The following is a 19,994-nucleotide window of genomic DNA, read 5'->3' as shown; positions in this document are numbered from 1 at the left end:
CCGTTCCTGAGCAGAAAAAGATCGGAAAAGGGAGTGCGGTCAGTCGGCGACGAATTCCCGGAACATTTCTTCGGGAATGATCGGCTGGTGGTACACGCAGGTGCCGGAGAGGACCACCGAGCCGTGCAGCCGGGAGGTGGGAATGAGGAGCTTGTCGCCCTCCGAGAGCGCGATGCGGTGCGTGACGTTGTTCCAGAAGTGCATCTGACCGCTTTCGATCATCACCAGCCGGTGCTCGTCATGCACGTGGGTGGTGGAGGTCTCCTCGTGGGTCTCCACGAACGTGTCCAGGTCGACCTCGATGTTCTCGGTGACCAGCTTGTTCTGGATGCCTTCCGCGGCCGTCTTGTAGTCCTCGATGCGGTCGGCCCACACGAGCTGCTCGGTCAGGTCGCCGTCCCAGCCGCCGGCCAGCCGCGCGGCGTCGGCGAAGCCGCGGTGGAACGCGGTGACGACTCCCTCGCCGAAGAGGCCGGGCAGCGGGCCGAGGAAGCGCTCCACCAGGTCGGCGGCCTGGTCGGGGCCGATGGGGTCGATGCGGTCGAAGTAGGCGGCGTCGAGGCCGAGGGCGGCGCGCAGCGTGTCGCGTACCGGCTCGGCCGAGGCGGCCTGGTCCACCAGGAAGTGGGTCACGGCGCCGAGGAGCTCGGGCAGCCGGTCGCCGGCCAGCGACAGGCCCAGCAGGTGGTTGCCGCGGGCCAGGGAGGTGCCCAGGGAGAACTGCCAGTAGGCGGCGGGCGAGCAGGTCAGCCCGGCACCTGCGAACATCGCCTGGTAGTCGGCGGCGGCCAGGGTCCAGCGCCGCCAGATCTCCCCCAGCTCCGGCCTGAGCCCGGGGTGGGAGAGGGTCGTCTCGGCGAGCGCGCCGCGGCCGATGGCGGTGTGGGCGGCCGGCAGGAACACCCCGGTCTGGATGAGCAGGAACGTGGCGGCGCTCTCCGCGTCCTTGCGCCCGGCGGCGGTCGCGAAGGCGCGGTGCGGCTCCGCGGTGCGCTGCTCGCAGTACTCCCGTACGACGTTCTTGACCGCCTCGACGGTGGGTTCGGGCAGCTCCTCGCGGCCCTCGCCGAGGAAGCCGAACAGGTGGTTCTCCAGGATGGGCCGTACCAGGGCGCCCAGCAGCCGGTTCTCCCCGGAGTTGAAGCGCTCGCCGTCGGCGGCGGCGGCCGGGTTGGCGCGCGGCGGCAGGATGGCGTGCTCGGCGTCGTAGACGTTGCGCAGCATGCGGTGGCCGAGCAGGCCGCTCAGCAGGAGCTGGCTCTCGGCGGGCAGGACCGAGGAGTAGTCGAGCCAGGCCAGGTCGGCGGGGCGCACCGGACGCCGGAACGGGTTGTCCGGGGTGGTGAGCTCCTCCGCGGTCGCCGCGCGGAACGCCTCGTTGGCGGCGTACGCCTTCAGCAGGGCGTTGGGGTCGGCGGTGAGGTCGCCGAGGAGGTCCGCGATGGAGCGGCTGGCAGGCGTTTCGGACATGGCTGGGCCTTTCACTGACTTTCAGTGTGCTGTGGACAAGGTGGGGCAGCGCTGAACAGACAGGGATCGACGGGCCTATGGCTCACGGGCAGGCGGACGGGCAGCCGCACCCCCCCGGGGGCCGCACGAAATGGGTCACACGGAAAAAGCCGACGCTGGGGAACACCGCCTGGACGACCATGCGGGCATGGCCGGAAAATGCCGCTTCGCTATACACCTGCCGTATGCGACGGAACAACGAGGATCACGAGATCCCGGCTCAGCGAATCCCCATTGTTTCAGCGGCGCGGAAAGATTGACCATCAAATAGGTCAATCACCGCATTGGAGCATACGCACACACCGCCGACCGGCGCAACCCCCCGAATCACCCGAGCGGGGACGCTCCGGTGAACTTCGGAATTGGAATTGTGCGCTCCGTGGTCGGCCGTATCCGTACGGGCTACATTCGGAGGTGTTTTTCCCCCAAAGGAAAGGAGGCCGCGATCCCGTCGAGCACCACTTCGATCTTCCGCTGGAACCAGTCCTCCGGACTGCCGGAGACCACGCGCTCGAAGGCGCCGACCACCGGCTGCGGGGCCTCGCCGCGTACGTCGTCGAGCATCCGGCGGCGCAACTGCGCGATCTCCTCCGCGCCCGTCGCCGGCTCGCCCCTGCGCTGCCCGGCCAGGAAGTAGAGCAGGACCTGTTCGTTGACCAGATCCTGGGCGAGAACGGCGGTCTCGGGGTCCATGCCGACCTCGACGAGGGCGGCGGCGGCACGGGCACCCTGCCGGGCGTACTCCACGAGCCCCCCGCGCAGCGCGGCGACGTGAAGCGCCAGGCCGGGGTGCTCGGCGAACATCCGGAACGTGGTCCTGGCCAGCGCGCGCAGATAGGCCCGCCATCCCGCGCACGGCGCCGGCCAGTCCATCTGGGCCACCACCCGGTCGGCGGCGGCGGCCAGCAGCGCGTCCTTGTGCGGGAAGTAGCGGTAGAGGGTGGAGTGCTTCACTCCGAGCCGCCGCGCCACGGCGCTCATGCTGAGCTCCTCGAACCCCACCTCGACTGCCGCGTCGACGATGGACTCCCGGCCCACCTGGGGAGGACGGCCGAGCTTGGGAACGCGGAGCCGAGCACTCAGTCCGGCGTGCGGCCGCTGGGGCTCGGAGGGAGGTTGCGCCATACGGCCATTCTCACCGAGCCCACCACCAGCCGGTAACCGAACCCGCCACCCGCTCCCGAGCCGGTCGGCCACTTAATGACAGTAAGTCGCTAAAAACTTAGGGTACCCATGCTTCACTCATGCTATGGTTGGCATCAGCAGTGCCCGCACCTGCCGTGGCGTGCTGCTCGCAACACCTGGAAGTGCTCCATCCGAAGCATTCGGCACGGAAGCGTTCCACGCCTGGCCCGGATCCCGGCCCCGGCGCGCGTGGCACGCGGCATCGACAGGAGGGGATCTTGAGGCACCTCGACAAGGCTGCGCTCCCCGCGATCCCGGCGGCCGCAGAAGACGCCCGCACGGACGACACACCCACGGCCCCGGCCCATCAGGCCGCCCCCCGAACCACCGGTTCACCTCCGCGCAACCGCCATCCCTGGTCGTGCCCCTAACCCAGCCCCCACGGCCTTAGGACACCCCCGCCGGCACCGCCCCCCGGCGGACGTCGGCGTGCGGCACCGCCTACGCGACGGTCACCGGGGCCGCTTTCGCGCCCCCCTATGACCGCAGCCACGCCATCGCGGCACGCGCCGGTACGCACCCCGGACCCGCAGCAGTGACGGCAAGCCCTTGCCACGCACCGTCCGAGCACGCCACAGCCGCGGCCCCCGGGGTCCGCCAGTTCCCGGTCCCCGCAGGCAGCGCCGGCCGAGCGCGCCCTCGGTCCGATCACCCCACACACCGCCAGGCCCACCCGCGCGGCCCACCGTAGGCCCACGCCACCAAGGCCGCCACTCCCCTGGCACCCATACGTCGCCGAGGCCCGCCCAAGCCGATCACCACAGGCACCGCCCCAGTGCTCACCCCGCCCACCGCCACAGGCACCAGCCGCCCTCCCCGATCACGACGGGCACGGCTGCCGAGGTGCCTGTCCTGGTGCGCCATAGGCACCGCCACGGCGCCCCAGAACCGCCGCAGCCCGCTCGCCCCCTGTGATCGCCAGCCCCTCGCCGAGGTCCGCCCGCACCTGCCCCGATCGCCGTTCCATTCCGGCATGGGCCGCCATCCGCCAGAGGCGCGCGTCCCCGCAGAGGCCCCGCTCCCGTCACCACAGGCACAGGCCGCCGAGAGCCACGCCGACAACCACGGCCACCGGCGTTCACACTCCGTGGCCGCAGGCGCGGCCCGAAGCCTGCGAGAGGTGTTCCCGCCGGTCCTTTGCGACGGCCATCTGCGCGGGCCGCTTCGGGCACGACCCCGTGGTCGCGGGCACTGCCGTGCTGCTGGGCGGGGTGTCCGGCGCTGCTCGTGAGCGCCGGACGCGTGCGGGGGCAGGCGGCGGGGGCGGCCGCCTTCAGTCGTCTACTTCACGGCCTTGAAGGACGGGGCGAGCTTTTCCAGGAGCCAGGGGATGCCGAGGATCGAGGGGTTGCGCAGTTCGGTGATGGTCGCGTTGTCCACCGGCGTGTACACGCCCGTGGACTTGACCTTGGCGAAGGCGGGGCCCTTCTCCAGGGTGTTCCGCACCTGGGGGGAGGTGAAGCCGATCACCGTGAGGTCGGAGGCCAGGCGGTCGGCCTGCTCGGGGCTGAGGCGTCCGGGCTGGGTGCCTGTCGCCGTCTCCTCGTTGCCCCGCAGGGTGGGGGTCACCTTCAGTCCCAGCGACTCCATGAACTTCACCGCGAAGTCGTCCGGTGCGGAGATGGTGGCGATCGTGTCGGCGGCGTAGGCGTAGGAGACGGAGAACGTCTTGCCCTTGAGGTTGGGATGGGCGTCCGCCACCGCCTGGATCTTGTCTTCGGTCTCGGCCACGGCCTGCTTGGCGGCGTCGGCTTTGCCGAGTGCCGTGCCGACCTGCTCCTCGCGGCCCTGCCAGGAGTCCTGTGCCGCGGACTTGGCGGGCGCGAGCGTGGGCGCGATCTGGCTGAGCTTGGCGTAGTGCTTGGCGATGGAGTAGTCGCCGGTGGCGAGGATCAGGTCGGGCTTCAGGGCCGCTATCTCCTCGAAGGAGATGTCGGGGGTGGCGTTGAACAGCGTGGTGGCGGGGGTCAGCTTGCCCGCGAGCCATGGGCTGACGCCCTTCTCGTCGCCGAACGGGTCCTTGGGCGCGCCCACCGGTGTGACGCCGAGGGAGAGCGCCGCGTCGAGGTCCATCGTGCTGAGGGCGACCACCCGCTGCGGAGCCGACTTCACCGTGGTCTCGCCCTGGGAGTGCGGGATCGTCACCGGGAACGCGCCGGACTGCGCGGACGACGCCGTGGACGCCGTGGCCGCCTTCGCGGAGACGGCGTCCGCGTCGCCGCCGGACCCGCCGCACCCGGCCAGCGCGAGGCAGAGCGCGCCCGCGGCGAGCAGCACGCCGCCGAGGCGCGGGGGCGAGACGCGGCGCCGGGTTGCGTCATAAGCGACAGGGCGTCGCGTCACGAGGGTTCTCCCCATATCTGTTGCCTCCCTGTGGTCTCTCAGAGCGATCACACTTTACGACGTACTGTAATTAATAGGCAAGGCTTACCTAATAAGTCAGCGATGCGCCCTGCGGCGGGTCAGCAGCCAGGCCAGGTAGGCGCCGCCCGTCAGGCCCGTCGCCAGGCCCGCGGGCACCTCGACCGCCGGCACCGCCCACTGGGCCGCGACGTCCGCGGCCTGGAGCAGCAGGGCGCCGGTGAGCGCCGACGCGCCGACGCCCGGTCCGGGGTCCCGGGTGAGCAGCCGGGCGATCTGCGGGGCGGCCAGCGCCACGAAGGTGATCGGCCCGGCCGAGGCCGTCGCCACACCGACCAGGGCCACGGCGGTGACCAGGGCCAGCGCCCGGGTGCGTGTGGGCGACACCCCGAGCGCCCGGGCGTTCTCGTCTCCGAGGCCGAGCAGGCCGAGGCGCCGGCTCTGCGCCATGGCGACGGGGAGCAGGACGGCGAGGCTGACGGCGACCGGGACGACGTGCTCCCAGCCGCGGCCGTTGAGCGTGCCGGTGAGCCAGAGCTGGGCGTTCTCGGCGTCTTCCAGCCGGGCGCGGGTGAGCAGCCAGGCGTTGAAGGAGTACGCCATCGCCGAGACGCCGATCCCGACGACGATCAGGCGGTTGCCCTGCAGCCCTTCTCGCCGGCACACCGCCTGGACGATGAGCGCGGTGACCGCGCCGCCGGCGAAGGCGGCCAGGGAGGTCTCCAGCGGGCCGCCCCGCCACCACAGCAGGGACAGCAGCGCGCCGGTGGCGGCCCCGTTGCCGAAGCCGACGATGTCCGGGCTGCCGAGCGGGTTGCGGGTGACGGACTGGAACAGCGCGCCCGAGACGCCGAGCGCGGCCCCCACGAGCAGTCCGTCCAGCCCGCGCGGGACCCGCAGGTCCATGACGATGAAGCGGTGCCCGGGGTCGCCGCCTCCCACCAGGACGCGGGCCACCTCGCCGAGCGGCACCGGCAGGTCGCCCGTGGCGCACCCGATCGCGAAGGTGACGGCCGAGGCCGCGGCCAGCGCGAGGCACACGGCAAGTCCCCGCGGGCTCACGCGCAGCGAGGCGCGTGCGGCGCGCAGCACGAGACCGGCGCCGCCGGGGCCGCGTACGACGTGCATGCGCGCGCGGACGCGGCGCCCGCCGCCCGGGGGCTCAGGGTTCGGGTTCGCGCCGCCGCTCCCCCGGGTACGGCGCAGGCCGGGCGCCGGCTCCGGCAGGGTCGTCATGACCGTGCCTGCCGTGCCCGCCGGGCGCGGCGGGTGAGCACGATGAGCGCGGGCGCGCCGAGGAACGCGGTGACGATGCCCACCTCCAGTTCGGCGGGGCGGGCCACCCAGCGGCCCAGCACGTCGGCGGAGAGCAGGAGCAGCGCGCCGAGGGCGGCGGAGTACCCGAAGACCCGGTGGTGGGCGGAGCCGCCGAGGGCGCGGGCCAGATGGGGCACGGCGAGGCCGACGAACCCGATGGGGCCGACGGCGGCGGTGACGGCGCCGCACAGCAGGGTGACGGCGGCAGCGCCGGACACCCGGGTGGCGCCGACGCGGGCGCCGAGGGCGGCGGCGCCGTCCTCGCCGATGGCCATGGCGTCCAGCGGCCTGGCCACGGCCGCGGCGAGCAGCGCCCCCGCGGTGAGGAACGGCAGCACCTGCCACAGCACGGAGGCGTCGCGTCCCGCGATCGACCCGACCGTCCAGAAGCGGAACGCGTCGAACACCTCGGGCCTCATGAGCAGCACCGCCGAGGTGAGCGCGGTGAGAGCGGCGGCGACGGCCATGCCGGCGAGCACCAGCCGGACGGGGGTGGCGCCGCCGGGCCCGGCCGCGCCGAGCAGGTGCACCAGTCCCGCGACCGCGGCGGCCCCGGCCAGCGCGAACCAGACGTACCCGGTGAAGGTCTGCAGGCCGGCGAAGCCGATCGCGACCACCACGGCGGCGGAGGCGCCGGCGTTGACGCCCAGGATGCCCGGGTCGGCGAGCGGGTTGCGGGTCAGGGACTGCATCAGCGCCCCCGCGAGGCCGAGCGCCGCCCCGGCGGCGATCCCCAGCCCGGTGCGCGGGAGCCGCAACTCGCGCACCAACCGCTCGTCGGCCGAGCCGTGCGGGTCGAAGATCGCGTCGAAGACGACACCCGGCGCGATCGGCCTCGCCCCGACCGCGACGGACGCCGCGGCGACGAGCACCAGCGCCACCAGGACGGCGAGCAGCGTCAGGGCCCACAGCCCGCGCCGGCGGCCCGCCGCCCCGCCCCGGCCGGGCGGCCCGGCACCGGGCGGCCGTCGCCGACGCTCCACACCGACGGAACCCATGCGAACCCCCTCAAATGCTGAGGTAAGGCTAACCTATAAATGACAGGGTGTTCCTATAATCTGGTGCGTACCTTCAGGGGGCGGCAGCACGTCCTGTCACACCTTCCGGCGTGCTCCTCCGCCCTCGCGCGACCCGGCACCCGAGAGAGACGGACACGTGACCGCCCATCCCCCCGCCAGCCATTTGAAGCTCGTCGTCGCGCCGGACGTCCGCGAACTCGGGCTCCACCACGTACGCGCCTGGACGCTCTCCTGCGACGCCTCGCCGCTGGACCCGGCCCTGGACCCCGCGGGCGCGGCCGAGCTGCTGAACCGTTTCCCCCGCGACGACTCCGCCCCCGGATACCGCAGGCTCCTCGCCGCGCTCGGCCACCCGCAGACGACACCGGCCGGAGAACGCCTGCGCGACCTCGTCGCCGCCCGGCCGTGGCGGGGACACGGCGGCGTCATCGACGCCGTCACCGTCGCCTCCGTCGCCATCGGCGGCGGCATCGGCCTGCACGACCTGACCCGCGCCACCGACGCCACGACGATCCTCGTACGCAGGTCACCCGGCGGCGAGCGGATCGTCCCCGCCTTCTCCACCCGCTCGCGCCCCATCCCCCGGGGCGACCTCACCTACGGCGCCCAGGGGCCCGGCGGCACGTTCGAACCGCTCGCCTGGCTGGGCAGACGAGACACCGACTCGGCCGGCCACCAGGTGTCCGCGCAGAGCCGCACCGTCTGCGTCATCGCCCTGGGCCACCCCGGCGACGACCCGCGGCACACCGAATCGGTGATCACCATCGTCGAGAGCGTCCTGGGGCACCTCGGAATCCGGATGGAGATCACCGAGATCCCCGGCTAGACCTTCGGCCGCGCGGGGGACGGGCGCAGGCGACGATCCTCACTCGGGAGACAACCCGGGCCGGCACCCGCTATTTTGCGACAGGATGTCACTAATGCGGGGGTCCCCGCAGAGGAGGGACGTGTGAGCGCGAGCACGGTGAGGTGTCAGGCGATCGGGTCGCTGCTGCGCCCGGGCTATCTGGTCTCCGCGCGGGCGGAGTTCAAAGCCGGGCGGATCACGGCGGCCGAGATGAAGGCCGTCGAGGACAGGGCCGCCGAGGAGGCGTTACGGCTGCAGGAGGCGGCGGGCCTCGACGTCGTCAACGACGGCGAGATGCGGCGGACGTCGTTCATGGACCACCTTCTGGCCACGGTCCCCGGCGCCCTGGAGCACGAGGCGCCGATCGAGGCCGATTCGGAGTCGGGCGGAACGTACACGGTGGACAACCCGATAGCCGTGGTCGAGCGGATCACGCCGGCCAGGAACATCAGCGTCGAGGAGTACGTGTACCTGCGGGGCCGTACCGACCGGCCGATAAAGATCACCGTACCGAGCCCGCTCATGCTCTACGCCTTCTGGTCGGCCGAGCGCAGCAGCGCCGCCTACCCCGACCCCTTCGACCTGTTCACCGACTGGACCGCGCTGCTGCGCGCCCAGATCGAGGAGCTGGCCGCCCTGGGCTGCACGCGGGTGCAGATCGACGCGCCGGACATGGCCCTCCTGGTGGACGAGGAGCAGCGGCAGGCGCGCGAGGCCCTGGGCATCTCCGTGGAGCGGACCGTCATCGAAGGCTGCGAGCTGATCGACTCGCTGGCGGCCACCCCCGGGGTCTCGGTCTCCCTCCACCTGTGCAAGGGCAACTTCCGCAGCATGTGGGCGGCCTCGGGCGGCTACGACCGGCTGGCCAAGCGGATCTTCGACGGCACCCCGCACGTCGAGACGTACCTGCTGGAGTACGACGACGAACGCTCCGGCGGTTTCGCGCCCCTGGCCGACCTCCCCGAGGACAAGCATGTCGTCCTGGGGCTCGTGTCCACCAAGCGCGACGAGCTCGAGCCGCTGGACGCCCTGCTCGCCCGCGTGAACGAGGCGGCACGGTACGTCGACCGCGAGCGGATCGGGGTGTCACCGCAGTGCGGCTTCGCCTCCGTCGCGGCGGGCGCCAACCTGATCAGCCCGGCCATGCAGGCGGCCAAGCTGTTCCGGGTCGCCGAACTCGCCGCCGCCCTCTGACGTCCCGCCCACCCGGGCATCGCCCCCCGCAAAATCCAACGTAGAAGAAATATCGGACAACAGCGTGGGGTGACATCAAGGCCAAGCCGGGAGGAATCAGGGCGAGGCCCGCGCGGTCGGCGACACGACGGAAATTCATTTCTTTACCGAGCACATCACCAATCATCGGTCGCGGCTGACCATCGACCCCACGGCCTGGAGACCACCAGGAATTACAATTTCGCCAGTATCGCAGAACGAGCCCGCCGTTCACGACAGAACCCGGACTCGTTTCGCGAGACCCACAAGGCACGCCCGGCGGCTCGGAGCCACAAGCGCCGAGCATCCACGACCCAGGAGGCGAGCACGGCAAGCCTCTTCGACGAAAGTCGGACCCGGGCCAGGCGGGCCGTCCTCACCAGGTAAAAGGGAGGCCGTCGTGTTCAAGCTCTCGTTCTCCATGACCCTGCCCACAAAATGGGGGCGATACGTAATAATCATCCTCATTGCCGTGATCCTCGCCATCGCCGGCCTGGACCTGGGCGCTCTGCCAACGCTATTGACTCTCTGACCTCGAAACGGAATGGCGGCCACCTCACGTGGCCGCCATTCATGGGCGCGTGAAACCGTCCACCCCATGACGACGACACGAACGGCCTTCTGCTCTGGGGTCAGGACGACCGCATGGCCGAACAGCCGGCACAGGTTTCGTCCCATTCCACGATCGGCACCGGCGGCCTGTGATGGCCGGCTGGATGGCGGGTGGTGGCGGTGGAGTGCGCGTTGCCGCCGCCGGGCGGCCTGGGCGTCCGGGCCTCCGCCCCTCTCACCTGCCGGAACACGGAACGGATACGTGGTTTCCCGGATACCGCCCCATCCGAAGGTGACGACAATCAGTAGTTGAGCGAATACGAAAAGTGATTATCGTGTTCGGCTCCACTGATCCCCCACCCCCGATGAGGAGGACCTGATCATGCGTCTTCGTCCCGCCGCCCTGCTACTGGCCGCGATCGGCGCCGCGGCCACCCTGACCGCACTCGCCCCCGCCGCCCACGCCGCGGCCCCGAGCACGGCCGCGGCCTGCTCCGCCCCCGTTCACGGCGTCCAGGCCGGACCGGAGGGATGCATCTTCCTGGGCTGCGACGAGGTGGCCTGCTACTGGTGGTGCCCCGGCCGCCAGGCCACCGTCACCACCCCTCTCGGCACCGCCCCGGCACGTGGCTAGGACGCCATGACCGTCACGGCCTCCACCGTGCCCGCACGGTGGGGGCCGTGCTGGGTCGCACCCCGGACGAGCCGCTGAGCACAAGGGCTTGGACCTCACCCGGCCGCCCCGGCCGGCACCAGCGGTCGCTACCGGGCCTCGTCCTCTTTGCCGGGCTCCGTGGCGTTGCTCGACTCCAGGAAGTCGAGCAGGGCGGATGCCTTTACAATGTAGATCTACATGAGATTCTTCCGCAGCGGGAGGTCGCGGTCGCGCAGGTCCGGACGGCCGCGTGCCGGCGTTCGACACCGGCCGGCGCCGGCCGAAGGTCCCACCGAATGTCAGAGCGCGACAGCGCTGGTCGGGGACGCGGGCTACTGCGCCGCGCCTACCAGCGGCATGGGCACCTCACAGGCGCCGGTCGGCGCGCGAACGCCCGGCACCGCATCCGCTCCGGGTTCACCACCACGAAGCGGGTCAGGCCGCCTTCCAGCGGTACGGCGAGCACGCCGTGGGCCTCGGCGGCCCGCGCGGCGTCCGGGTCGGTGGTGGCGAAGTCGCCGAGCATGCCGGTCAGGGTCTCGCTGCGACCACGCCACCTGCCTGGTCAGGCACCGGCCGAGGCCCGGGGCGGCGGCGAACGCCGGTTCAGTCGATGACCGCGACGGCTTCGACCTCGACCAGATGCTCGGGCACGTCCAGCGCGGCGACGCCGATCAGCGTGCCCGGCGGCACCGGGGTGACCCCCAGCTTCGCGGACGCGCGGGCCACCCCCTCCAGGAACAGCGGCATCTTTCCGGGGTTCCAGTCCACGACGTAGACGGTCAGTTTCGCCACGTCGTCGAACCCGGCACCGGCCCCGGCCAGGGCGGTGGCGACGTTGAGGTAGCACTGCTCGACCTGGGCCGCGAGGTCTCCTTCACCGACCGTGACTCCATCGGCGTCCCAGGCGACCTGTCCGGCGATGAAGACCAGCTTCGACCCGGTCGCGATCGACACCTGCCGATAGGCATCGACCCGCGGCAATCCGGTGGGGTTCATCAGGGTGATGGCCATGCTGCCCGCCTCCTTGTCATGAACACGCTTCAGTCTCTTGTGGTGACTCAGGAACTGTAGGAGAGTGTGGGCTGACATGGAAGAAGGCACTTTTCAGTGACCGGGGAACCTCACGGTGACCAAGCAGTTCACGGGTTCGCCCGAGGATGCGGACCTCAGGCGCGCCGACTCTCTGGCGCGGGAGATCTTCTCGGACGTCGCCGACAAGTGGGCGCTGCTGATCATCGAAGCCCCTGGATGAACGCACCCTGCGCTTCGGCGAGCTGGGGGGCGGGCATCGGGTCAGGTGCGGACTCAGGACGGGCGGCTCCCCGGGGTGGTGACCGTTATGGCGTGCGGCTCGTGTCGGCGTCGCCTGCCCGTGCCGGCCAGTTGCGGAGGGCGACGTCGAGCGTGTCGAGCACCCGGTGCCAGGATTCCTCCGCGTCGCGTGGATGATGGCGGAAGCCGCCTGTCCGTTCCAGGCTCACGAACCCGTGAAAGGTGCTGCCGAGCAGCCGTACCGCGTCGGTCTCGTCGGGCTCCGGCAGGGAGTAGCCGCGCAGGATGGCGCGTGTCATGTCCGAGTGCCGGCGTGCGGCGCTCGCCTGCGCGGTCTCCGGGTCGAGCTCGATCTGCATCGCCGTGTACCTGCCCGGGTGTTCCTTCGCGTAGTCGCGGTAGGCGTTGGCGAAGGCGACCAGCGCGTCCTTGCCCGCGCGCCCGGCCAGCGCCGCCGCGGCCCGATCGGCGAGCTCGGCCAGCGCCAGCACGGCCACCCGGACCCGCAGCTCGTGCGCGTTCCTGATGTGGGAGTACAGGCTGGCGTCCTTCACACCGAATCTGCGCGCGAGTTCCGAGACGGTCACGTTCTCCAGTCCCACCTCGTCGGCGAGTTCCGCCGCCGCCTCGGCCAGCCGTTCACGCGTCACTCCGGCACGCGCCACCGCCGCTCCTTTCCTAGAAGCCCTAGGAAACAGGATAATGGTTTGGTGTTCCAGCATGGGACGGATAGTTTTGTGGCTATGAGGCCGCTATCCGAGCGCGAGATCCGCGCCTGTTTCGTCAACTGCACCAAGGGCGAGGCCAAACGCCTTGCCGTGCCCAGGGACCTCGACACCCGGCCATGGGACGACCTGGACTTCCTCGGCTGGCAGGACCCGTCGTCCCCCGGCCGCGCCTACCTGGTGGCCGAGCACGGCGACCGGCTGGTCGGGGTGGCGCTGCGCCGCGCCACCGCGCACGCCGGGCACGTACGGCGCAGCATGTGCTCGTTCTGCCTGACCACGCACCCCGGCGACGGCGTGGCGCTGATGACCGCCCGCCGCGCCGGCGGCGGCACCGACTCCGTGGGCGCCTACATCTGCACCGACCTGGCCTGCTCCCTCTACCTGCGCGGCAAGAAGGACGTCGGGCCCGGCGGGCGGATGCCCGAGTCGCTCACGCTCGACGAGAAGATCGCCAGGACCGCGGGCAACGTGACCGGGTTCCTGCGGAAGGTGACCCAGTGATCGCCGTCCCCATCGCCGGGCGGGATGGTTGAATCTACGTCCGTGACCGCCCCCGGAGACCTGCTGCCCGCCATCGAGCGGAACCTGGCCGAGCACACCTGCCATCTGCATCGCCACATGGCGGGCGCGACCGTGACGGAGCTGGACGATCTGCTGATCGCCGACAGCGGCCTCGCCGACGACACGTTCAATCTCGTCGCCGAGGCGCGCTTCGGCCCGTCCACTGCCGACGCCAGGATCACCGAGACCGTGCGCGACCTGTCGGCCACCGGCCGTCCGTTCGCCTGGTGGGTGAGCCCCGCCTCGACACCGGGCGACCTGGCCTCCCGCCTGGCCGCCGCCGGCCTGCCCTGCAACGGGGAGGAGGCGGCCATGTGGGCCGGCCTGGACGAGGCCGGGCCGCCACCCCATGTGGACGGCCTGGAGATCCGGACGGTGACGACCCCCGAGGAGCTCGACGACTTCGCGACGATCCTGGCCGCCAACTGGGATCCGCCCGCCGCCACCGTCCACCGGTTCTACACCCAGGCCGCCCAATGGGCGCTGTCGCCCGAGTGCCCGGCTCGCTACCTGGTCGGCTACGCCGACGGCCGCCCGGTCTGCTCGGCCGAGGTGTTCTCCCACGCGGGGGTCGCGGGGATCTACAACATCAGCACCCTGGCCGCCCACCGCCGCCGCGGTTACGGCAGTGCCATCACCCAGGCCACGCTGCACACCGCCCGCGGCCTCGGCCACCGGATCGCGGTCCTCCAGGCGTCCGAGGACGGCGAGCCCGTCTACCGCCGCCTGGGCTTCCAGGTCTGCGGCCGGTTCACGGAGTTCGGCATCGTCTGACCGCTCCGCTGACCGGTGGCCGCGTCATCGTACCGCCTCCGCGATGGTGGCGCCCGGGGCGCCGGCCCAGCGCGGCAGCGCCTCCAGCGCCTCGTCGCCGCGCCCGGCCCAGGCGAGGTGCCCGTCCGGTCGTACGAGCAGCGCGTCCGCCCCGTCCAGCTCCGGCGGCGCCTGCCAGGCCGAGGCCGTGACCTGCTCCACCCGGTCGGCCCAGGCGCTCGCGTCGCCGGCATCGGCGTGCCCGGCCGTGCGGATCAGCACGAACCGGCCGCCGTGCAGCAACGGGTACAGCCGCTCCACCTGCGGCCGTCCGGTGACGCTGAGCGCCAGGTCGGGCACCCTGGACCCGGCCGGTGAGCCGTCGCCGTACCGGGTGCCGATGGCCGAGACCGACGCGGCCAGGCGGCGGTTGACCTCCTCGATGCCCAGCAGGCCGTCCAGCATCTCGCGCAGCGCGAGGACCGGCCGCCGGTACTGCGGCACCAGCGTCAGCTCCAGCAGCAGCGTCTGCACCTGGGTGTTGGCGGCGACCGCCTCGCCGACCGGGCGGCGTTCGGCGTCGTAGGAGTCGAGCAGCCCGTCGGGGGCCCAGCCCTTGACCTGGGCGGCGAGCTTCCAGCCCAGGTTCATCGCGTCCTGCAGCCCGGTGTTGAGGCCTTGCCCGGCGGCGGGGAAGTGGACGTGCGCCGCGTCGCCCGCCACCAGGACCCGGCCCTGCCGGTACCGGCCGGCCAGGCGGGTGGCGTTGCCGAAGCGGGACAGCCACCGCGGATCGGCGACCCCGAAGTCCGTCCCGGCGATGCGCGTCAGGGCCTGCCGGAACTCCTCGAACGTCACCGGCTCGGCGGCCGGCACCCGCATCCGCTCCGGGTCCACGACCACGAACCGGGTCAGGCCGCCTTCCAGCGGTACGGCGAGCACGCCGTGGGCCTCGGCCGCCCGCACGGCGTCCGGGTCGGTGGCGGCGAAGTCGCCGAGCATGCCGGTCAAGGTCTCGTCGCTGCCGTCGAAGGAGATGCCGGCCGCCTGCCGGACCAGGCTGCGCCCGCCGTCGCAGCCCACGACGTAGGCGGCGCGCAGCGGCTCCCCCGGGGCGGTCTCGACGACGACGGCGTCCGGCTCCTGCCGCACGGCGGTGACCTCGCGGCCGCGCGCGATCTCGACGCCCAGCTCCCGGACCCGTCCCTCCAGGATCTCCTCGGTACGGGCCTGCTCCAGGAACAGGGTGTAGCCGTGGCGGGTGTCGAGCGCGGTGAAGTCCAGGCGGGTGTCCAGGCCGGCGAAGTGCCAGCCGGGCACGGTACGGCCGCGGGAGAGGAAGCGGCCGGCGATGCCGCGCAGGTCCATGATCTCGATGCTGCGCGGGTGCAGGGTGAGGGCCCGCGACTCCCTGGTGGGCGACTCGCGCCGTTCCAGGACGCGGACCCGTACGCCGGCCAGGGCCAGCTCCGCGGCCAGCATCAGGCCGGTGGGCCCGGCGCCGACCACGATCACATCGGTGTGCACGTGTGCCCTCCTATTAAATGAACATCGTTCATAAAAGAGGGTCACTAGTATCACCCTGCATGGGAACCCCGTCAACCTCGCCGTCCCCGCAGCGCCCCCGGGGCCGTCCGCCCAAGATGGCCGCGCCCGGAGCGGTCGCCACCGCCCTGCGCCTGCTGGATGAGGAAGGTCTCGACGCGCTGACCATGCGCCGCCTGGCGACCGCGCTCGACGTCCAGGTCGGCACGCTCTACCGGCACTTCGCCACCAAGCAGGACCTGCTCGCCGCCATGGCCGAGGAGATGCTGGCCGGCTGCGCCGGCCCGCTGCCGGAGGGGACCACCTGGCAGGAGCAGGTCACCGAGCTGGCCGGCCGGCTGCGCGCGGCCCTGCTGCGCCACCGCGACGGGGCCCGCGTCTACGCCGGCACCCACGCTGTCGGCCCGAACACCCTGTCCTACACCGACACCCTCGTCGGCGTGCTGCGCGCCGCCGGCCTGCCCACCCAGGCCGCCACCCGCACGGCGTTCGCGATCGTCCATTTCACCCTCGGCCACACGCTGGAGGAACAGGCCGCCGCCGAGCTCATCGACTCCGGGCTGCCCGCCGCGCTTGACGCCCTGCACGCGGCCCTGGACCGCCGCCGCTACCCCAACCTCTCCGACGCCGCGGCCACGATCACCAGCACCGACTTCGCCGCCCAGTTCGCCCACGGCCTGAACCTGCTGATCAACGGCCTCGCCGTGAGGTGACGGGCGGGGCCCCGCGCCGCGTCTTCCCGGCGTGCGTCCGCGCCCCAGGCTCGGGGGGCGCGGACGGGCCGCCGGTAGGGTCAGCCGCGCCGTTGGGCGAACGGCGCGATCGTGATCTTGTCGATTTCGCGGTCGTAGCCGTCGGAGAAGGAGGCCCGGACCGCGGCGGGCAGGGCCGGTGGGGTGCCGGCCGTGGTCCGCACGTCGAACTCGGCGCGGGTCAGGCCGGTCGGGGTGGGGACCTCGCCGCCCGCGACGGCGGCCACCTGCTCGGCGGACAGTGCCGCGCCGTAGACGCGGAAGTCGTCGATCGCGCCGTCGAACAGGGGGTCGGGGTAGAACGAGCGGCCGATGTAGCCGGCGGACGTGGTGGCGGCGTCGATGAGCTGCGCCGCGGTCACGGTGGTGGCGGCCGAGGCGACGGCGGCGCCGTCGAGGTAGGTCGTGACGCGCCCGGCCCCGGTGTCCAGGGTGACGGTCAAGGTCTTCCAGGAGCCGGACGGCAGCGGCGTGTAGCCGGTGACCTGGGCCTCGCCCCCCGCCGACGAGGAGGTGACCGCGGTGCGCAGGCGGCCGTCGCCGTTGTACGGGGTGGTGAACAGGTAGCGGGTGGTGTCCTTGCCGAGGGCGTAGATCCACTGCCAGGGCGCGGTGGTGCCGTCCCACCGCACCCGGGCCGACACCGTCAGGTCGGTCTTGCCCTTGAGCGCGTCCAGGGGCAGCCGTACGTAGGCACCGCTGGAGCCGGCGGCGCCGCCGGGCAGGTCCAGGGCCCGGCCGCCGCCGGCGCCGTCCACGAGCACGGCCGTGGAGCCGTTGACCAGGGTGCCGTGCAGGCCGTTGCCGGAGGAGTCGGCGATGGTGCCCGCGGCCAGGTCGTCGGCGTCGAAGGTGTAGACGAGGACGGGGTCGGGCGGGCCGGCGGCCGCGGCGTCCGGGATGCCCGCGGTCAACGCGATGGTCAGCGCGACCGGCAGGAGCGCGGCGCGCGCGGCCGTGGTGATCGTTGTCAGGGTGGTCATGACGCCCCTCATGATGTGAGCGTTAACAAGTCGGCGGGGAGTCGAGCGGCAACGCGATGAGGGTTTCGCGTAGGTTACGTAGCCGCACCTCGCGCGTCAACAGATCCTCCGCCCGCGCAGGCGAACGCGCCGGTGATCCGCGTGTCGCCCGTTTCCGGGATGTCACGATTCGGTATCCGCGGGCCGCCGCCCGTTGACGCGGGGCGGCCACTGAGCCACAGTCAGGCGACATCGTTGAACCGGTTCGCCGATCCCGGGGCGAGAGGGCCGAGCCCTCTCATGAACCGCAGGGTGAGGGCGTGCCTCGGCATGCGATCCGGTCCACGGTGCTGGGGAGTCGGCGACACGACTATCGAACCGGTTCAACAACAGGAGGTGAGAGTGGCGACGATCGGAGACGTGGCCCGGGAGGCCGGGGTGAGCCGCAGCACCGCGTCGTACGCGCTGTCGGGCAAGCGGCCCATCTCCGAGGAGGTCCGCCGGCGCGTGCTGGCGGCGGCCGAGGCGCTGGCGTACACACCGAACGCGGGCGCCCGCGCGCTGGCCACCTCCCAGACCAAGGTCCTCGGTCTGCTCGCCCAGTTCCACGAAGACGAGTTCGCGCCCGCGATGATGCAGTACATCCTGGGCGTCACCGACACCGCCCGCGACCTGGGCTACGACACGCTGCTGGTCACCGAGGCCGACGGCGCGCGGGCGCTGCGCCGCATCACCGACTCGCGGATGGTGGACGGCGTCGTGCTCATGAACATCGCGCAGGAGGACTCACGACTGCCCATCCTGCGGGCCGCGCCGCAGCCGGGCGCCCTGGTCGGCCTGCCGGGCGACTGCTCCGGGCTCGACGTGTTCGACCTGGACTTCGAGGAGGCCGGCCGGGTCATGGTGGACCACCTCCACCGGCTCGGCCACCGCGAGCTCATCCTGATCTCGCAGCCCGAGCACGTGGTCGAGCGCGGCGGCGCGTACGTGTGGCGGCTGCGCGACGCCGCGCTCGAACGGGCCCGGCAGCGCGGCGTCACCCTGCACGCCGTGTACGGCGAGTCGCGCCAGCCCGCGGTGGGGCGCCTGCTCAACGGCCTGCTCGACGCCTATCCCGCGGCCACCGGCCTGCTGATCAACAACGAGGCGGCCGCGGCGGCGCTGCCCTCCGTCACCTACGCGCGGGGGCTGCGGGTGCCCGAGGACCTGTCGGTCATCGGGCGCTACTCCGCCGAGTTCGCCGCGACCTTCTCCCTGCCCTACTCCTTCATCGAGAGCGCACCCGACCGCCTCGGCTCCATGGCGGTGCGCCAGCTCGTGCGCCGCGTGGAGTCGCCGGCGGCGCGCAACGAGCCGTTCGTCGTGCGCTTCATCTCTCCCGAGCTCGTCTCGTTCGGGAGCACCGCACCCCCCCGCCCCCGATAGCCCGTCGGGGCGCCGAGCCCGCACCCGTCCGACAAGGCTCTATGTGAGCGCTAACACTGGAGGATTCGGATGAACCGTAGGTCACTTCCCGCGAGGGCGGTGGTCTTCGCGACCGCGGCCCTGACTCTGGCCGCCTGCGCCTCCGCGCCGGCGCCGGGCGGTGACACGGCCACCGCCACGAGCGGCGCGTACACCTGGTGGGACCCGTACCCGCAGCACGACGCGTCCTCCGCATGGGCCGAGCGCGTGAACGCCTGCGGCCGGCAGGCCGGCGTCACCATCGAGCGCACCGCCTACGACACCACCGCGCTCACCAACCAGGCCCTGCTGGCCGGTCAGGAGGGCAACGCGCCCGACGTCATCCTCCTCGACAACCCCGCCGTCTCGACCCTGGCCGACGCCGGCATGCTGACCGCGATGTCGGACTTCGGCCTCGACACCTCGCGCTTCGACGAGAACCTGATCGCCGCCGGGGAACTGGACGGCAAGACGTACGGCATCCCGATCGGCGCCAACACCCTCGCCCTCTACTACAACAAGAAGATCCTCGACGACGCCGGCGTCGATCCGGGCTCGATCAAGGACTGGGCCTCGCTGAACGAGGCGCTGAAGAAGGTCAAGGCCGCGGGCAAGAAGCCGATCACCTTCGCCGCCATCGGCACCGAGGAGGGGTCGTTCCAGTTCCTGCCGTGGTTCTGGGGCGCGGGCGCGCAGCTCACGCGACTGGACTCGCCGCAGGCCGTCGAAGCGCTGGAGCTGTGGCACTCCTGGGTCAAGGACGGCATCGCGCCCAACTCCGTCATCAGCAACTCCCAGAACACCACCTGGGAGGAGTTCCTGACCGGCGAGTTCGCCTTCGCCGAGAACGGCACCTGGCAGATCAACAGCGCCGAGAAGGCGGGGTTCCCCACCGGCATCGTGCAGATCCCGGCCAAGGGCGGCGGCGTCGCGCCCACGCCGACGGGCGGCGAGTTCATCACCGTCCCGGTGCAGAAGGACACCCAGCGCTACAACACCACCAAGAAGATCCTCGAATGCATGACGACGCCCGAGGGCCTGGTGGAGACCGGCACGACGTTCGCGTACTACATCCCCTCCACCGCCGACGGGCAGCAGGCCATCCTCGCCAAGGAGGCCGGCCTCAAGCCGTGGGTGGACGCCGTGCGCACGGCCAAGGGCCGTACCAGCGACAACCTCGGCACCGACTACCCGAAGATCTCCGAGGCGCTGTGGACCGCCGTGCAGAAGGCCCTGAGCGGCGCGGCCTCCCCCGCCGACGCGCTCAGGGAAGCGCAGGCCCAGGCCAAGCAGGCGATCGGTAACTGATCGGATCGTC

General features: G+C 72.0%; 20 protein-coding genes. 10 read left to right on the top strand and 10 right to left on the bottom strand.

The features are described 5' to 3' along the window. Window positions 1-39: 39 nt before the first annotated feature. The 5 genes from HNP84_RS16765 to HNP84_RS16745 form a co-directional block, all read right to left on the bottom strand. Window positions 40-1,470, bottom strand: coding sequence for a cupin domain-containing protein (locus HNP84_RS16765; RefSeq protein ID WP_185050636.1), 1,431 nt, complete (start codon window positions 1,468-1,470; stop codon window positions 40-42). Window positions 1,471-1,911: 441 nt separating this feature from the next. Continuing rightward, window positions 1,912-2,634, bottom strand: coding sequence for a TetR/AcrR family transcriptional regulator (locus tag HNP84_RS16760; protein WP_281396142.1), 723 nt, complete (start codon window positions 2,632-2,634; stop codon window positions 1,912-1,914). A 1,341-nt stretch (window positions 2,635-3,975) separates the two neighbouring features. After that, on the bottom strand, window positions 3,976-5,037 hold the full coding sequence (locus HNP84_RS16755) for an ABC transporter substrate-binding protein (RefSeq protein ID WP_185050634.1): 1,062 nt from the start codon (window positions 5,035-5,037) through the stop codon (window positions 3,976-3,978). Between the two features lie 96 nt (window positions 5,038-5,133). Continuing rightward, entirely contained in the window at window positions 5,134-6,291 is a 1,158-nt protein-coding gene (locus HNP84_RS16750; protein WP_246518213.1) for a FecCD family ABC transporter permease, read from the bottom strand. After that, entirely contained in the window at window positions 6,288-7,370 is a 1,083-nt protein-coding gene (locus HNP84_RS16745; RefSeq protein ID WP_185050633.1) for an iron chelate uptake ABC transporter family permease subunit, read from the bottom strand. Before HNP84_RS16745 ends, HNP84_RS16750 begins: the two co-directional genes overlap by 4 nt. Window positions 7,371-7,527: 157 nt before the next feature. On the opposite strand from HNP84_RS16745, the gene HNP84_RS16740 reads away from it, so the two are divergent. The 4 genes from HNP84_RS16740 to HNP84_RS16730 all read left to right on the top strand — a co-directional run bounded on the left by HNP84_RS16740 (window position 7,528) and on the right by HNP84_RS16730 (window position 10,636). Further along, complete coding sequence (locus HNP84_RS16740) at window positions 7,528-8,217, top strand: hypothetical protein (RefSeq protein ID WP_185050632.1); 690 nt, start codon at window positions 7,528-7,530, stop codon at window positions 8,215-8,217. Between the two features lie 123 nt (window positions 8,218-8,340). Beyond that, window positions 8,341-9,432, top strand: a complete 1,092-nt coding sequence (locus tag HNP84_RS16735; RefSeq protein ID WP_185050631.1) for a cobalamin-independent methionine synthase II family protein — start codon at window positions 8,341-8,343, stop codon at window positions 9,430-9,432. 418 nt (window positions 9,433-9,850) lie between these two features. Beyond that, the gene (locus tag HNP84_RS55035) at window positions 9,851-9,982 is read left to right on the top strand and encodes a hypothetical protein (RefSeq protein ID WP_281396140.1); all 132 of its coding nucleotides are present in this window, start codon (window positions 9,851-9,853) and stop codon (window positions 9,980-9,982) included. Window positions 9,983-10,384: 402 nt separating this feature from the next. Then, window positions 10,385-10,636, top strand: a complete 252-nt coding sequence (locus HNP84_RS16730) for a hypothetical protein (protein ID WP_185050630.1) — start codon at window positions 10,385-10,387, stop codon at window positions 10,634-10,636. 367 nt (window positions 10,637-11,003) lie between these two features. Here HNP84_RS16730 and HNP84_RS16725 read toward each other — a convergent pair whose 3' ends face one another. Beyond that, window positions 11,004-11,183 carry a hypothetical protein gene (locus HNP84_RS16725; protein WP_185050629.1) on the bottom strand — a complete coding sequence of 60 codons (180 nt, stop codon included), beginning with the start codon at window positions 11,181-11,183 and terminating at the stop codon, window positions 11,004-11,006. Between the two features lie 80 nt (window positions 11,184-11,263). Further along, entirely contained in the window at window positions 11,264-11,671 is a 408-nt protein-coding gene (locus HNP84_RS16720; RefSeq protein WP_185050628.1) for a RidA family protein, read from the bottom strand. Window positions 11,672-11,786: 115 nt separating this feature from the next. Between HNP84_RS16720 and HNP84_RS55030 the strand changes: the two genes are divergently transcribed. Next, on the top strand, window positions 11,787-11,912 hold the full coding sequence (locus HNP84_RS55030) for a hypothetical protein (protein ID WP_281396139.1): 126 nt from the start codon (window positions 11,787-11,789) through the stop codon (window positions 11,910-11,912). 85 nt (window positions 11,913-11,997) lie between these two features. Here the strand turns inward: HNP84_RS55030 and HNP84_RS16710 are convergent, their stop codons facing one another. Then, window positions 11,998-12,597, bottom strand: coding sequence for a TetR-like C-terminal domain-containing protein (locus HNP84_RS16710; RefSeq protein WP_185050627.1), 600 nt, complete (start codon window positions 12,595-12,597; stop codon window positions 11,998-12,000). Between the two features lie 78 nt (window positions 12,598-12,675). Between HNP84_RS16710 and HNP84_RS16705 the strand changes: the two genes are divergently transcribed. Both HNP84_RS16705 and HNP84_RS16700 read left to right on the top strand, forming a co-directional pair. Beyond that, entirely contained in the window at window positions 12,676-13,161 is a 486-nt protein-coding gene (locus HNP84_RS16705) for an FBP domain-containing protein (RefSeq protein ID WP_185050626.1), read from the top strand. A 42-nt stretch (window positions 13,162-13,203) separates the two neighbouring features. Continuing rightward, window positions 13,204-13,995 carry a GNAT family N-acetyltransferase gene (locus HNP84_RS16700; RefSeq protein ID WP_312925004.1) on the top strand — a complete coding sequence of 264 codons (792 nt, stop codon included), beginning with the start codon at window positions 13,204-13,206 and terminating at the stop codon, window positions 13,993-13,995. Between the two features lie 24 nt (window positions 13,996-14,019). Here HNP84_RS16700 and HNP84_RS16695 read toward each other — a convergent pair whose 3' ends face one another. Continuing rightward, complete coding sequence (locus HNP84_RS16695; protein ID WP_185050625.1) at window positions 14,020-15,501, bottom strand: FAD-dependent monooxygenase; 1,482 nt, start codon at window positions 15,499-15,501, stop codon at window positions 14,020-14,022. 59 nt (window positions 15,502-15,560) lie between these two features. Here HNP84_RS16695 and HNP84_RS16690 point away from each other — a divergent pair, with 59 nt between their 5' ends. After that, window positions 15,561-16,232 (top strand): TetR/AcrR family transcriptional regulator, encoded by a 672-nt coding sequence (locus HNP84_RS16690; protein WP_185050624.1) that lies wholly within the window; start codon window positions 15,561-15,563, stop codon window positions 16,230-16,232. 80 nt (window positions 16,233-16,312) lie between these two features. Here HNP84_RS16690 and HNP84_RS16685 read toward each other — a convergent pair whose 3' ends face one another. Next, window positions 16,313-17,254 carry a LamG domain-containing protein gene (locus tag HNP84_RS16685; RefSeq protein ID WP_185050623.1) on the bottom strand — a complete coding sequence of 314 codons (942 nt, stop codon included), beginning with the start codon at window positions 17,252-17,254 and terminating at the stop codon, window positions 16,313-16,315. 381 nt (window positions 17,255-17,635) lie between these two features. Here HNP84_RS16685 and HNP84_RS16680 point away from each other — a divergent pair, with 381 nt between their 5' ends. Together HNP84_RS16680 and HNP84_RS16675 are read left to right on the top strand one after the other, a co-directional pair. Then, window positions 17,636-18,658, top strand: a complete 1,023-nt coding sequence (locus HNP84_RS16680) for a LacI family DNA-binding transcriptional regulator (RefSeq protein ID WP_185050622.1) — start codon at window positions 17,636-17,638, stop codon at window positions 18,656-18,658. A 69-nt stretch (window positions 18,659-18,727) separates the two neighbouring features. Then, a complete protein-coding gene (locus tag HNP84_RS16675; protein ID WP_185050621.1) occupies window positions 18,728-19,984 on the top strand; it encodes a sugar ABC transporter substrate-binding protein in 1,257 nt (418 codons plus the stop codon). The last annotated feature ends 10 nt before the right edge of the window (window positions 19,985-19,994 follow it).

The sequence above is a fragment of the Thermocatellispora tengchongensis genome, assembly GCF_014202315.1.
GTDB lineage: Bacteria > Actinomycetota > Actinomycetes > Streptosporangiales > Streptosporangiaceae > Thermocatellispora > Thermocatellispora tengchongensis.
This window is presented reverse-complemented; position numbering and strand designations above follow the sequence as displayed.

Coding starts and splice junctions, on each gene's coding strand:
- HNP84_RS16765 (WP_185050636.1), bottom strand. CDS start 1,470: ATGTCCGAAACGCCTGCCAGCCGCTCCATCGCGGACCTCCTCGGCGAC.
- HNP84_RS16760 (WP_281396142.1), bottom strand. CDS start 2,634: ATGGCGCAACCTCCCTCCGAGCCCCAGCGGCCGCACGCCGGACTGAGT.
- HNP84_RS16750 (WP_246518213.1), bottom strand. CDS start 6,291: ATGACGACCCTGCCGGAGCCGGCGCCCGGCCTGCGCCGTACCCGGGGG.
- HNP84_RS16745 (WP_185050633.1), bottom strand. CDS start 7,370: ATGGGTTCCGTCGGTGTGGAGCGTCGGCGACGGCCGCCCGGTGCCGGG.
- HNP84_RS16730 (WP_185050630.1), top strand. CDS start 10,385: ATGCGTCTTCGTCCCGCCGCCCTGCTACTGGCCGCGATCGGCGCCGCG.
- HNP84_RS16725 (WP_185050629.1), bottom strand. CDS start 11,183: ATGCTCGGCGACTTCGCCACCACCGACCCGGACGCCGCGCGGGCCGCC.
- HNP84_RS16720 (WP_185050628.1), bottom strand. CDS start 11,671: ATGGCCATCACCCTGATGAACCCCACCGGATTGCCGCGGGTCGATGCC.
- HNP84_RS16705 (WP_185050626.1), top strand. CDS start 12,676: ATGAGGCCGCTATCCGAGCGCGAGATCCGCGCCTGTTTCGTCAACTGC.
- HNP84_RS16690 (WP_185050624.1), top strand. CDS start 15,561: ATGGGAACCCCGTCAACCTCGCCGTCCCCGCAGCGCCCCCGGGGCCGT.
- HNP84_RS16685 (WP_185050623.1), bottom strand. CDS start 17,254: ATGACCACCCTGACAACGATCACCACGGCCGCGCGCGCCGCGCTCCTG.
- HNP84_RS16675 (WP_185050621.1), top strand. CDS start 18,728: ATGAACCGTAGGTCACTTCCCGCGAGGGCGGTGGTCTTCGCGACCGCG.